A 14,016-nucleotide genomic window follows, 5' to 3' on the forward strand; every position below is an offset into this window, starting at 1 on the left:
TCATGCTGTTACCCAGGGCTCTTGGAATGTTGAATATTAAGGACTCAAACTGTGTAACATACGCATCAAATGAAGGATGCATTGCAATAAAATCAGGCGGGCTTTTGAAAATTTCCGGTTCGGTTTTTAGCGAACTTATAAACATCCAATAGAGAGGAAATATCAGAAGCACAAACAGTATGATGGAAAAGAATAAATTTATTTGTTTCTTACATTTCCTATGATTCAATTGTATATGGAAACACATGTGTTACATAACCTCTTCTTCTTTATTAATCATTTGTATATATATCAGCCCGATAAAAAATAAGATGACAAAAAGGATATTGGAGATCACGGCACCTTGAGCGAAGTTGTATTTGACGAAAGAGGTTTTATACGAATAAATTGTCATGATTTCGGTTCCATTCACTGGTCCTCCGGCAGTCATGACATAGATCAATTCAAAACACCTGAACGTATAAACGACCCCAAGAACCAAGACAGCTTTAATTGAACTTTCCAGGCATGGAATTGTTATATGGACCAGTTTCTGAATAGTATTTGCACCATCGATGTCCGCACTTTCGTAGAGTTCATCCGGAATATTCGTTAAACCGGTAGAAAGTAAAATCATATTAAAAGGAATTCCGCTCCAGATATTGGCGATGATTACCGAGGCCATAGCAATCTTTGGAGCAAGTAACCACTCGATACGAGAATCTACGGCACCGGTCATCAAAAGAATCTCATTCAAAATGCCGCCTTTCACGCTGAAAAAGAATTTAAAGACAATTGCCGTAACCGTTGGCGGAATAATATATGGAATTAAAAGAAGCGCTCGCATAAATCTATATGACGCTGTCTCTTGCTTAAAAAGAAGTGCAAGTAAAAAGCCAATCGTAAATTGGAAAACGATACAAAAGAAGGTATATATCAATGTCAGCTTTACCGAATTATACAAAGAATCCGATGTACACACTTCTTTATAGTTATCCAGAAAAACAAAATCCTTTACATCATCCATGAGGGTAAAGACATCAACCTTTTGAAAACTCAATATGAAATTATATATTAGTGGATAAAAGATCAGGACACTCATGAATGCAAATGCCGGTAGTATATACAGGTACCCTACACGATTTCCGTCCAGATATTTCAAAATGCAATCCCTCCATCAAAAGTGTCCATGTGTGTCCCCCGCCGGATATAAAAAAAGCGGTACGAAATAGTGGAGGCTTTCCTCCACTATTTCATCTAAACAAGAATCCGGTCTCAGTTATTCAAAGCTTTATCAATGAGTTTTTGGCCGGCTTTCAAGGCTTCTTCCACCGTCATCTGTCCAGATAAGGCACCCTGAATCGCCAATTGATATGCAGAGGAAATCTCAGGCCAAACAGTCGTTACATCCCGTGCCCGAGTATTGGGAATCATTTCAACAAAGGGTATCCAATACTCATTATTGATGTAGCTCGGATCGCTAAGAGTAGACTTGCTTGCAACAAATTCATCCGTATAAAGATTCCACTCGCTATTTCTGTCATAGTCTAAAAACCATTCAAGGAATTTTGCGGCTTCACCAGCATTCTTTCCCTTGACGATAGCCATGTTTTCCCCGCCATATACCGATCTTTGATATTTGTCTGCCGGAATCTTACAGATACCGAAGGAGATCCCTTTATTCTGATAATTTTGAATCTGCCAAGGTCCCATTACTTCCATTGCAATGTTACCCGCAACAAACTGGCTGGAAAGCTCACTCTGACTCCAGCTGATACACTCCTTTGGCATGTAGCCTGCTTCCACCATGCGCGTAAACAATCCCAAAGACCTGACACCGGCGTCACTGTTAAGTTTCATCGTCTGTCCGCCGGCAGACCAAAAGAAAGGCAGGAACTGATATGTAGACTCCTCACTCTCAATTCCTGAAATCGCAAATCCGTAATGATCCTCCGTTGTCAGCCTTTTTGCGGCCTCGAACAACTCGTCAAACGATGTAGGTGGAGTAACACCAGCAGCCCTTAGCATATCGTCGTTGTAGATAATTTCCAGATTATTCGATTCGCATGGAAGAGCATACAGACGATTTTTGTAGGTACAGGTAGCCATTATTTCAGGGAAAATATTTTTCGTACTTTCCCAGTCGGAAACATAATCGGTAATATCCTCAAACATACCCATTGCGGCATAAGAGACGGTATCGCAGTTATCAAGTATGACAATATCCGGTAAAGTACTTGCCGCTGCTCCGACCGACAATTGAGTTTTGAAATCGGCAAAAGGTAAGATGGTCACCGTTATATGCGATCCTTTCGATTGTGCATTATACATATCAACATATTCCTGGAATCGCACCTGGATATTCTCGGTACTGAAATAATGCCACAATGTCAGTTCGGCCTTTCCCGTCCCCTCGGTTTCCGTCTCTCCCTGTGAGAAAATAAAACAAGTACATACCATTATAAGAACTACTATTCCCAGTGCCCTTTTCATACAGTCCTCCTTTAATGAAAATCCGCATACCTGTCGTATGCTTCATTCCATTCAATTTAGGAAAAAGCATACAAACGACGCTCTGAGCGCCATTAGATCTTCTGATTCATTATATAACGTTATATAACCTTTAATACAAACACTCTATCATGCAAGCATTGTATTTGCAAGCATTTTTAACAACCTTTAGTTGTCTATTACAAATAAAGATATTACCAAGGGTTGTGTACATTTTCAATGAGATAGCCATAAGTCTGTGTTATTAAACAATGAAGAAAAGAGATTTTATTCATTTCCCGCCACGATTCAGGACAGTATCTAAACTTTATACTCGATGATAGAATAATAACGAAAATAGCGATCACCGACGGACACAAAGAGAAACCATGAAACATTTTTCATCATGCAAAGCCAATAGATATCTCTCCTACATCTCCGATAACAATCTACCATTTCCGCAACATCAGATCTCAACATCATTTACCGATGGAATGTACGGAGATGCATATGTACATCTCCTCAACTCTGCAATAACCGTAGGAGATTTTGTCGAACTTATTGGATCCTTCGATGAAGAAATTTATAAGAAGATCATCGAACCAAAGGAAGTGCATCTCATGGCTCCCCCTGCAACATGGAAAAAAGCTTTAGAGAAACGTTTTTCCGGGAAAATTTCTGAATACACAAGGGTGTCCTTTCATCCAATGGTTGCAACTTTTGCAGCAAAAGCAGCAACGGCTTTCAAAAAAGAGAAGAAACTATCAATAGAGGGGTATCCGGTAGAAATAAAACCGATCGAAAAAAAGTTACTTCCAGTCCTGCTCGAAGAGGAATGGTCATCCGATGTGGTTGCAAATACCATGGTGAACAATAAAAAAGATTTTCAGGGCTTTGGATTTGTGGCAGGTATCGGAACCAAGATCATAGGCGGGATTGGTTGCTATACGCTTTACCGTAATGGCATAGAAATTGAGATTGACACCCAGGCCGAATATCGACGTCGGGGTATCGCAACGCTACTATCACTACGAATGCTGGAAGAATGCGGAAGACGAAACCTTGCATGTCACTGGGATGCAATGAATATAGCTTCAGCTTCACTTGCCAAGAAACTAGGCTTCATTGAAAAGAGTCAATACAGTTGCACCATGCTATCGAGAAGCTAAGATTTCTCCATGTGCTGCTGGAGGGTAATTTCAATAAATTCTTTCGGACGGACTAACGCCACCATAACTGTAATACGTAAGATATTTTCCAATATATCCTTGGCAGCCATGGTTTCTCCCAATCCGACATGGACACTGAAAGCATCTTCCTCAGTAGCTCCGGCTAATCCTCCCCGTTTCCAGATACCTTCAAGGAAATTTGAAATCATACGTTTTATCGAATCCCAGGTAGACGCTGTATTACTTTCAAAAACATAGGCTTTCGAAGCCAGGCTGATGGACTCTTCCAGCATAATCGCCGTTCGGCGAACGTTTATATAACGCCAATCATGACTGTTGCCGTCCAGAGTACGGGCTCCCCAGACCAAAACACCTTCTCCGGTAAAAGAACGAATGGCATTTACCGCTTTGCCGTCGGAAGGAACATTCAGATATTCCTGTTCGTCCTGGGAAATATCGATAGTTGAAGAAACCACGGAAGCGATGCTCACATTGGCAGGGGCCTTCCAGACACCCCGCGAAGAGTCGACCATAGCGTAAATTCCGGCTATCGCCGCGGAGGGAGCCATTCTGTTCAGATAATCTCTGATTTTCTCTAAAATATTGTTATAAACAGGACTGGCCGGAACCAGGGTTTTGTGTATCAATGCTTCTTCGTCGGCGGTGAAACTTTTTGAAGAAAGTTCATCCAGAAGCTCCAGAATTTTTTTCCCCTTTTCATCGATTTTTGCAGCATCAGCGACTCCCATTTCTTCCTTAATGCATGCCGCCAGAACATCACGGTTGGAAATCTGTTTAAAACTAAGCTCGTTACCGGATATAAGTTCGGTATTCAGCCAGGGATAATAGGCCGCAGCAAAATCCAGATAGGTGTTGCCAATGCCTTCACGGAAATTCTTTACGCAATCGCCTTCCGCGGCCCGAAAGTCTTTGTAACCCTCATAAACATCCAGTATGGCAATGCGGTTTTTCATTTTGCCGCCGCAATGCTCAAGAATCTGCTGCTGCAGGGAGTAACAGGCCTCTTTTGACGGTAATTGTATTGCTTCAGGGATGAGAACCATGGTAGGTTCCTCTTCTTTGAGAAGGGGACCAATACCATTCTTCAATGACTCTGCATTAATTTCGTCTTTATAGGTACCTACGGAAACGATATAGCAGGTATTCCCACCATTCGCAAAAAAGAACAGCAGGCTTCGGAACAGACAATAGTCCGTCGACTTCGGCATAATGGCGTACTTCTTCTTTCCGGCCGAAACCGTTCCTGCCACCCCGGCCGTAGCGACATCTTTTTCCACCGCCGTCTCCGTCAGTTCAAACTGATAATCGGGAGCGCCGCCGAAATATGCCGTAAAATCTTGTAGCGACGAAATCCTCGTCGGCATGCTCAATAGAGAACGATTGTCCTTCACGGCCTTTTCGGTATACCCGATAAAAGCCGGTACGGCTGTGGCAACCTCCACGACAGAATTCGGAAAGTCATTGTTTTCTACGATATAGGCACCCGGTGTTTTCATTGAACCGCTCATAAAAACCTCTTTTTAGAGTGTAACATGAAATATAAAGAAATGAAAAAGCCTGCAAGAAATATTCCCTGCAGGCTCTTTTTCGGTTTCGTATGAATCGTTATTTCAGCTCATCGGCTATATATGAACCGGCAAGATAGCCGGAGGTGAAGGCCCATCCCTGGTCGGCACCTCCGTAGGTGACGTATTCCTTTTTTTCCGTGAAAAGGACGCCCATACAGTCGGTACCCACCGCATAGAGTCCATCGATGACAGAGCCCTCTCTGTCGAGAACTTGGAAGTGCTTATTTACATCCAGTCCGCCGGTGGTGGAATAGACCCATGGAGCTCCAATAACTGCATAATAGGGTCCCTCTCCTTCCACCTTCTCAAAGGTATCCTGATCACTTGAAATCGGCGTTCCGGAAAGATCAAGAACCTTTTGACTCTTTTCCACGCCGTCGGCGGGATTCTTCTTTGTATCACAGTATTCGTTGTACTGGTGTACGGTCTTGGCGAGAACGGCCTGATCGACATGTATCTCCTTCGCGAGGTTTTCAAGGCTATTACCTTTCAGGGCAATCTTATGCTCGACGGCCTTATCCAGAACCTCATAGATGTTGTCGATGGGACTCAGGGCCGGCCAGCCCCCCTGGTTGACAAAAATACCCACGGTATCGAATCGCAGGCCCTTTTCTTTGATCTCGTCGATCATGTTGTTGGACCAGATCGTATAGAAATAGGGACCGGACCGCCAGTTTCCATACGAATTAAGCATCGTTTCGTCGACGAATCGCTTCCCCTCTCTGTTGACAGCCATGGCATTGGGAGCCACAGCCATCATCATGGGAATATCATTCAAAGACCGGGTAGCTGGAGCTCCTGTCAGAAAATCTACACCATCGACGGTTTTGATCTCGTATTCATGCATAACCGCCTTTGCCCCACCAATATGGCTTACCGGGGGTATACCGATATTATAGGTGGCGGCGCCGTCATCGATGGCCTGCTGCAACATCTTTCCATCATTCTGAAGCATGCCGTAGACATTCCAATGCCCGCCGGTAAGCGGATAGTACTTGTCGGAGAGATACTTGTTCATCATATCCGAATTGCCGGCGAATCCCCCGGTTGCAAGCACCACCTTTTTGGCATGGATTATATACCTTGTTCCGTCAGCATTGTGTGCCTTGACCCCAATCACGGATCCGGCATCATTGGTGAGAAGCTCCGTAGCCTCCGTTTCAAGCATATATTTTCCGCCCAATGCGGTAAAATGGTCGACAAAGCCATGAAAGTAGCCGTCTATCTCGTCCTTATTGTTTCCGAAGGAATCGGCATAGTTCACGCACAGCTTGTAAGGAGCGGAGAGGCCCTGTGCAGGTGCTCCGAATACAAAACCGTTTCCGATCAGCCAGTCGATCGCATTGCCCGACTGATCCATCATGTAATCGATTGCCCATTCCTTTGCATCGCCCTCGGTATAGTTCATCCAGTCGGCTTTTAAAACGGCTGGGTCCACATAGTTCCTACCGCCATTCTTTTTTACAAAAGAGGGGGGATTAACCGACATCGGAGATGAGGTAACGGAGCTGGTCCCACCGAATTTTCCGGCCTTATCAATGGCAAGGATGTGCACCTTGGAAGGATCATTCTCGGCGGCCGCGTATAATGCTTCTGCCGCCCGTACCGCCGTGGCGCATCCGGATCCTCCCATTCCAATAACCAGAAGATCGGTATCGATCGTCTCTTCCTGATCCTTCAGGGCCGGAGTCGAATAGAAGGCCGCTACCAGATTTTTATCTCCACCGGCGGCCGTAATGGCCTGTTTCAGGCACGCCTCCGTGGCAGCCTTGATTGCGCTACAGGAAGCGGTAGCACCGGTTATGCTGTCGATCTTAACGGATTGGTGTTCTATCATGCGGGGAATCAGAAGATCTATTGCACTCTGAAGGATCGGGCCGGTCTCGAAATTTTCGAGAAGGTGTATGGTCTTCATCCTGTTATCCGCAATTTCCACCGAAAGATTGACTTTATTATTGGTAGAAAATCCCCATGCCGATGCTGTATAGCTCCCATCCGCCATCTTGACATCTTCGAGGTCTATCGCCTGGGCACCAGAAGCCTGAGCCAAACAGTCCTGCACCGCGGCCTTGACCGCCTCGGATGTATGAGAGGCCCCAGATACAACATCCACATCGGCCGACTGACTTTCGAGGATGGCCTCCTTGAGAGGCTCTAAAGCAGCCTGGCCCACGGCCGGTGTCTCATCATCCCCTTTTATGGTGATATTTGCAATCTTGCCTTTATCAATGTTCAGAGTAACGGCGATATCTCCACCGAAGCCCTTCTCTACCGAACTATAGCTCCCGTCGCTTAGTTTACTTTTGGAAGGCTGGCAGCCAAGCAAAATAAGTGCAGCAAGAAGACCAGCAAAAAGATGCTTACATTTCATTTTTCCCTCCGTGATTCGTATATGAGCATATAGATAAAAAAAACTCGATAAACTATATACCCTATGAAAACGAATATCCATTACGATGCCGAATAATGAGGAATAGAAACTAAAAAAAGCTTGTATATAATACGACATTATAATACGATATATATCATATTAATATAGAGGTGTTTTTATGAATATATCAAAAGTCATCTGCGGCAATTACTCCTATCAGCTGTATAGCTTCGAGTATTTTCTTGAATCAATGAAACGACTGGAACAAAAAGAGATAGAACTTTGGGGGGCAGGACCACATCTATTTCAAGACGACTTTTCAGATGCTATGATAAAATCGTTATCAAAAAAAATCAAAACCTATAACCTAAGTGTCATTTGTTATACCCCGGAACAATGTATGTATCCGATAAATATTGCATCAAGTGACCCTGTTATCAGAAAACGCAGTATAGCGTATCTTATACGATCCATCGAAATAGCATCTCAAATAGAATCACCAAAGACCTTAGTCACTACGGGACAGGGATATCGAGATGAAAGCAAAGAGGATGCATGGGATCGCTGTGTTGAAGCACTATCCATATTAGGCCGAAAAGCAGAACAGCTGGGTGTAACCATTGTGTTTGAACATCTAACGAAAACAACAACCAACCTATGCCTGAAAGCACGAGATGTCGATCGTATGCTGAAAGAGGTCGGAATGAAAAATGTTGTCGGAATGATTGATGTCGATATGGCGGCCCGGCTGCATGAGGGGGTGCGCGACTATTTCGAACTCATGGGGAAATCGATTCAGCATGTCCACTTCGTCGATGGAAATCCGGGAGGACATCTTGCGATAGGAGATGGGATACTTCCTATGGATTCTTATATTGCTGATTTAAACGCATACGGCTATGACGGCTATCTGACCATGGAAATCCTCCATGATTCTTATCATCTGGACCCGGAAGCAGCCTATGCGAAAAGTCTGGAGTGGTGCAGAAATCACCAATACCTTTTTTCAAGGTGAACCGACGATTGCGTTGACTTTTCTTTCAGCCACATCTATCATTGTATGTATACAACACCTTGGGGTGCCGGAATTGGCCGGCTGAGATGGAAACCCTCGAAGTTTCCGACCCATGAACCTGATCCGGATAATGCCGGCGGAGGAAAGCGTGAGGTTGATTCATCCATCATCCATTCATTAATCCCTAGCCAGCCGGATCTCGTAGATAAGGAGATCCCATGAAACATCTTCTCTCCATTGCAGGAAGCGACTGCTCGGGGGGCGCGGGCATTCAGGCCGACTTGAAGGCCTTCAGCGCCAACGGCGTCTACGGCATGACGGTCATCACCGCCATAACAGCCCAAAACACCCGGGGAGTCAGGGCAGTCAGGGCCATGGACCCCGACATTGTCACCGCCCAGATCGATGCGGTCTTTTCAGACATCCGTGTCGACGGGGTAAAAATCGGTATGCTTGCCGAAGGCCCTATCATCGAAGCGGTTGCCGCGGCGCTGCGCAGATGGAAACCGCCGATTACGGTTCTCGACCCGGTTATGGTGGCAAAATCGGGACACCGCCTTCTGACAGAAGAGGCCGAAAGGCTTCTGACTGAGGAGCTGCTCCCCCTTGCGGACCTCATCACTCCCAATATCCCCGAAGCCCTGAAACTTGCATACGCAGGACAGACGCAGACACAGGCGGAAGGAGCCGAACAAAACGAAAACCTGTCGGAACAGGAACGCGAAAGGCTCGCCCTTGAGATTTTGAAGCGGGGTGCAAGGGCCGTTCTGATCAAGGGAGGGCACGCGGACGATCCCGACCGTTCTGTCGATCTCTTGGCAGATGGTAAGGGCTTTCGCCGTTTCGAGGCCGGGCGCCTTGATGCACACCACACACACGGTACGGGATGTTCCCTCTCCAGCGCCCTTGCGGCCTTTCTCGCCCGGGGATTCAGCCTCGAAGCGGCAGTAGAAAGGGCAAAGGCATATGTGACCGAAGGCATAGCCCACGGTATAGCCATCGGCGGTGGCTGCGGCCCCATCCATCACTTTTACGCCCTCTACGGCGGAGAGGAGCTACAGCCATGAATACAAGTACCAGAGACCATACAACAATCGGCTCTCCCCAGCTTGCCCTCCTCTGGTTCGGTGCGGCAATCTCCCTGGCCGAGATTCTCACCGGGGCCCTCTACCGCGGCATGGGAACAGGAGGGGCGCTTGCGGCAATCATAGGCGGCCATCTTTTGGGAGGAATAGCATTTTTCGCCGTCGGCTGGATCTCCTGGAAAGAGCATAAGGATGCCATCGCCATTGCGGACAGCACCCTGGGGAGGCCGGGAGTAACAAGCTTTGCCCTGGTAAACGCCCTTCAGCTTATTGGTTGGACAGCGGTGATGATCATCGCCGGAGCCGAGGGACTTGTTGCCGCGAGCAGCGCAGCCGGAATGACGATATCGCCTCCGGCCTCCCGGCTGCTGATAGGAGCGCTCCTGCTTATCTGGACCGCAGCTGGACGAAAGGGTATACGGGGCATCAATATGATTGCGGTGGCCCTTCTCCTGGTCCTTTCACTATTGTGGGCGATCAAGTTGATTACCCTTCCCGCAGGGGAAATTTCGGCCATTTCCAAAGCCCGGGAACCAGATTCCATAGCCTTTGGGAACATGCTGGAACTGGCGGTCCTCATGCCCCTTTCCTGGCTTCCCCTGATTGGGGACTACACCCGCAGCGCAAAACATGGCCGCAAAGGGGTATCGGCCGCAGCCGTCGGCTACTTTCTGGGAAGTTGCGGGATGTATCTGCTGGGGCTGCTTTCCGTCACCAAACTACCCGGCGCAGGGGCGGTTGAGAGCATGCTTGCCGTGGGAATGGGAGCGGGCGCCGCCTTCGTCGTCCTCCTATCCACGGTTACCACCGGTTTTCTCGACGTCCATTCTGCGGGAGTCTCCCTCCGCCTTGCCTTTCCCGCAATAGGAAGGCACGTGGCCCCCTTACTTGTTGGTTTCGCAGGTCTCATGCTTGCCATGCTGCTTCCCGGCGGCTGGTACGAAAGCTTTCTCTATCTTTTGGGCTCCCTCTTTGCCCCCTTCTTCGGGGTGATTTTCTGCCGCCGCCTCTTCTTTGCAAAAGCCCCGTTATCCATACTCCTGATTATTCTCGGCTTTGCAGCCTGGGCGGCAGGGGTCGGAGCCTACTATATCCTCTTGCCCAAGGGAACCCCTCTGGGTGTCTCCCTGCCGGCAATGCTTATCTCGATGGTCGTCTATTTTCTCTTCATGAAAGGAGCTTATGTATGGAATTCAAAGGCTTAAACACGGCTTTTCACAACATACGCAGTGCATCTCCCCTGATTCACCACATCACCAACATGGTGACCATCAACGACTGCGCCAATATCACCCTCGCCTTCGGCGGTGCTCCGGTTATGACAGACTGGGAAGAAGACGCCCTCGATATGGTGGAACATGCAGGGGCCCTGGTCCTGAATATGGGGACCCTTAATCCCGATAGTATTGAAGCCATGCTGGCCGCAGGCGGCAGGGCAAGGGAACTCGGCATTCCCATCATTTTCGACCCGGTCGGGGCAGGAGCCACGGCCCCGCGCCGCAAAGCTGCGAGGCAGATCCTTGAAGGTCTGCGCCCGGACATCGTCAAGGGAAACGCCGCGGAGATCGCCTTCCTTGCAGGACAGGAGGTGAGGCAGAAAGGGGTCGATTCAACCCTCGAAGAGGGGGTGCTGGAAAGCGTATATAGCCTGGCCTCTGCCTTCGGCATAATAGTAATTGCAACAGGACGCGAAGACCTCATATCCGACGGCAGCAATACGATTCGGATTTGCGGCGGCTCCGCCATGATGGGAAGGATAACCGGCACGGGCTGCATGAGCGCATCGGCCCTCGGATGCTTTGCCTCGGTCTTTCCCTCGAAGCTCGAGGCGGCGGCAGGTGCCATCCTTGCCATGGACCTGGCCGGAGAGACGGCAGCCCGGGCATTGACCGCAGAAGAAGGCAGCGGCAGCTTCCGTATGCGGCTCATCGATGCAGCAAGCCGTATGGACGACAGCACCTTTTTCCACCCGGAGCGGATCAGCCATGTGTAAGCCCATGAAGTCCATGTATAAATCCATCAATGCAGCCATGAGCCTTTGCATCGTAACCGATGCGGGATTCCGCCCCGAAGACCAGTTCCTTTCCACGGTGGAGACGGCCCTGAAAAACGGTGCGACCATGGTCCAGTACCGGGAAAAAAGCGGACGCTATTGCGACAGAGAGATATACGATCGTGGTATGAAGCTGGTGACACTGTGTCGCAGATTCGGTGTTCCGCTGGTCGTGGACGACCGAATCGATATCGCCATGGCAATCGGTGCCGACGGACTTCACATCGGCCAGAACGACCTTCCTTTGCCGGTTGCAAAGCGAATCTGGCCGGAAGGAGGGATCTTCGGTGTTTCGGTCGCAGACCTCGGGGAGATGCGGCTGGCCCAGGAACAGGAGGCCGACTATCTCGGAGTCGGGGCCTTTCCCACAACGACAAAGAAGGATTATTCCAATGTGGAGGCAAAGCTGTTATCATCGATGGTGAAAGAAAGCAGCCTTCCGATGATGGCCATCGGCGGAATAAATGCCGAAAACGCCTCGATCCCTATCGGGTGGGGCTGTGTCGGTGTGGCGGTGATTTCGGCGATCTGGAAGGCCCCGGATCCTGCCGCGGCAACGCGACACATCCTGGAAACGGTACGGAAAGCGAAAGGAGATCGCGCATGAAGGAACCGGTCAAAGCACTGCTCTGGGACAAGGACGGAACCCTGGTGGACAGCCTTGAACAATGGGTAGCCCGCGACCGTCGGCTGCTCCAGATGCTTTGCAGGAAACTGGACATCCCCGAAGCAGATCATGCCGCAGCCGTGGCGGCAGGCCTTGCCGCTATTGGTGTGAGGGAAGAGGGAATCGACCCAAGGGGAGAGATTGCCAGGGGAACCGAGGCTTCCATCGCCGCAGCCATGGCAGGGGCGCTTAGCGCCTTCGGACAACTCCCCTCCCCCGAGGCCTTCGCTTCCCTTGTGGGAGGCTTTATAGGAGATATTCTTGCATCGGACAAAACCCCGGCCCCTTTGCGCCGGGGCATCCACGCCCTTCTGACCGAGGCCGCGAAAAGGCGTATTATCCAGGGGCTTGCAAGCTCTGACAGCAGGAAGTCCTGCCTCAAAGAGCTTTCGGCCCATGGAATCGTGACCTTCTTCACGTTCTTCGCCTTCGGCGATGAGGTTCCCAGAGCGAAACCGGATCCGTGGTGCGTTGAGCGGTTCTCCAAAGAGATTGCCATTCCCCCCTCGCAGATCCTCGTCATCGGAGATGCCCCTACCGACGAGGAGATGGCAACGGCAGCGGGGGCACAGTTTTGCGCCCTGCTCGGCGGGGCCGGGGCCAGGGAGGATTTTTCAGACCGCTGCATCGTTGCGGGTCATCCGGATGAGATACTCTCACTTCTGGGCTGAAGCAGCTCCTCCTGCCGAACCCGAACCCGAACCTGATGCCTTGCCGTCCAAGGAAAGCAGGTAGCGCTTGAGCCCTAACCAGAGGAGGCCGTCGGCCTCCCGCTCTATGTCTATCTTATGTTGTAGAGGAGGCAATTTTTTTATTTCATCAAGACGGAACCCCTCTTTGATCAGAACAAAAGAGCCGAGGCCCGGGCGCAGGGCCTTCTGCGGACACAGGTAGAGGCAACGCAGACACATGACGCATTCGAAGCCGAAAACAGGGCGTCCACTCCGTATGTCGATATTTGCCACCGGACACTCCCTTGCACAGAGGCCACAGCCGATGCAATGCTCATCGGCCCGGATCCTCTTTCCGAAGAGCCTAGCACCCGGCGTCTCCAGCTTACCAAGTAGTGAAAGCAGGCGATTTCCAGGGCCCGGTATCATCCTCCGTTTTCCGCCTGAAAGAAACTCATCTACCACGCTTCCGGCCCGTTCTGGGAGGACCTCCAGCAAGCGAGCCGCAAGAGCCGGCTTCGTAGCTACAATCCAATTGGAAGGCATAACAAGCATCCGCTCGTAGCGGACCAGGAATCCCTTTCGGGAAAGCCGGCGTTTCACAGCAACACGGCAGGCAAGATTTGGGGTTATATCTCCACCGCCGGAAACCGAGATAACGGCAGCGGGAACAGACTTCGTTATCTCCTGTCCCCGGATCCACTCCATCACCGGCCGGGGTGCATTAGCCGCATGTACGGGATAGCAAAGAAGCAGATAATCGAACGATCCTTTCGGTTCGGCCGCGTCATGACGCAGTTCGTGCATTTGGACGAAAGCCCCCCGCTGGTTACAGGCAGCTTTAAAGGTTTCGGCTACATGGGTCGTGCAGCCGGTACCACTGAAAAAGACAATGCGCACTATCCGGTGATCCATAATGAACACTCT

General features: G+C 49.5%; 12 protein-coding genes and 1 riboswitch. Of the genes, 7 read left to right on the forward strand and 5 right to left on the reverse strand.

Features of this window, described 5'->3' with window-relative positions; translation table 11 throughout:
- Positions 1 to 250: 250 nt before the first annotated feature.
- Positions 251 to 1,039 (reverse strand): carbohydrate ABC transporter permease, encoded by a 789-nt coding sequence (locus F459_RS0114755; protein WP_211214015.1) that lies wholly within the window; start codon positions 1,037 to 1,039, stop codon positions 251 to 253.
- Between the two features lie 215 nt (positions 1,040 to 1,254).
- Complete coding sequence (locus F459_RS0114760) at positions 1,255 to 2,472, reverse strand: ABC transporter substrate-binding protein (RefSeq protein ID WP_020613490.1); 1,218 nt, start codon at positions 2,470 to 2,472, stop codon at positions 1,255 to 1,257.
- A 386-nt stretch (positions 2,473 to 2,858) separates the two neighbouring features.
- On the opposite strand from F459_RS0114760, the gene F459_RS23265 reads away from it, so the two are divergent.
- Positions 2,859 to 3,638, forward strand: a complete 780-nt coding sequence (locus F459_RS23265; RefSeq protein ID WP_020613491.1) for a GNAT family N-acetyltransferase — start codon at positions 2,859 to 2,861, stop codon at positions 3,636 to 3,638.
- On the opposite strand, the gene F459_RS0114770 is transcribed toward F459_RS23265, so the two are convergent.
- On the reverse strand, positions 3,635 to 5,167 hold the full coding sequence (locus F459_RS0114770; protein WP_020613492.1) for a phage tail sheath family protein: 1,533 nt from the start codon (positions 5,165 to 5,167) through the stop codon (positions 3,635 to 3,637). The genes F459_RS23265 and F459_RS0114770 overlap by 4 nt on opposite strands.
- Positions 5,168 to 5,264: 97 nt before the next feature.
- A complete protein-coding gene (locus tag F459_RS0114775; RefSeq protein WP_020613493.1) occupies positions 5,265 to 7,598 on the reverse strand; it encodes an FAD-binding protein in 2,334 nt (777 codons plus the stop codon).
- Between the two features lie 178 nt (positions 7,599 to 7,776).
- Here F459_RS0114775 and F459_RS0114780 point away from each other — a divergent pair, with 178 nt between their 5' ends.
- The 6 genes from F459_RS0114780 to F459_RS0114810 all read left to right on the forward strand — a co-directional run bounded on the left by F459_RS0114780 (position 7,777) and on the right by F459_RS0114810 (position 13,089).
- Positions 7,777 to 8,613 (forward strand): sugar phosphate isomerase/epimerase family protein, encoded by an 837-nt coding sequence (locus F459_RS0114780; protein ID WP_020613494.1) that lies wholly within the window; start codon positions 7,777 to 7,779, stop codon positions 8,611 to 8,613.
- Positions 8,614 to 8,663: 50 nt separating this feature from the next.
- A riboswitch (TPP riboswitch) is annotated at positions 8,664 to 8,776 on the forward strand.
- A 55-nt stretch (positions 8,777 to 8,831) separates the two neighbouring features.
- Positions 8,832 to 9,680, forward strand: coding sequence for a bifunctional hydroxymethylpyrimidine kinase/phosphomethylpyrimidine kinase (gene thiD, locus F459_RS0114790; RefSeq protein ID WP_020613496.1), 849 nt, complete (start codon positions 8,832 to 8,834; stop codon positions 9,678 to 9,680).
- Complete coding sequence (locus tag F459_RS0114795) at positions 9,677 to 10,903, forward strand: cytosine permease (protein WP_020613497.1); 1,227 nt, start codon at positions 9,677 to 9,679, stop codon at positions 10,901 to 10,903. The genes thiD and F459_RS0114795 overlap by 4 nt, the downstream gene beginning before the upstream one ends.
- Positions 10,885 to 11,691 carry a hydroxyethylthiazole kinase gene (gene thiM, locus F459_RS0114800; protein ID WP_020613498.1) on the forward strand — a complete coding sequence of 269 codons (807 nt, stop codon included), beginning with the start codon at positions 10,885 to 10,887 and terminating at the stop codon, positions 11,689 to 11,691. The genes F459_RS0114795 and thiM overlap by 19 nt, the downstream gene beginning before the upstream one ends.
- A 4-nt stretch (positions 11,692 to 11,695) precedes the next feature.
- On the forward strand, positions 11,696 to 12,358 hold the full coding sequence (gene thiE / locus F459_RS0114805) for a thiamine phosphate synthase (protein ID WP_245540185.1): 663 nt from the start codon (positions 11,696 to 11,698) through the stop codon (positions 12,356 to 12,358).
- Positions 12,355 to 13,089, forward strand: a complete 735-nt coding sequence (locus tag F459_RS0114810; RefSeq protein WP_020613500.1) for an HAD family hydrolase — start codon at positions 12,355 to 12,357, stop codon at positions 13,087 to 13,089. The genes thiE and F459_RS0114810 overlap by 4 nt, the downstream gene beginning before the upstream one ends.
- On the opposite strand, the gene F459_RS0114815 is transcribed toward F459_RS0114810, so the two are convergent.
- A complete protein-coding gene (locus tag F459_RS0114815; protein WP_020613501.1) occupies positions 13,075 to 14,004 on the reverse strand; it encodes an EFR1 family ferrodoxin in 930 nt (309 codons plus the stop codon). The two genes, F459_RS0114810 and F459_RS0114815, sit on opposite strands and share 15 nt — an antisense overlap.
- Between the last annotated feature and the right edge of the window lie 12 nt (positions 14,005 to 14,016).

It is taken from the genome of Sediminispirochaeta bajacaliforniensis DSM 16054 (assembly GCF_000378205.1).
GTDB lineage: Bacteria > Spirochaetota > Spirochaetia > DSM-16054 > Sediminispirochaetaceae > Sediminispirochaeta > Sediminispirochaeta bajacaliforniensis.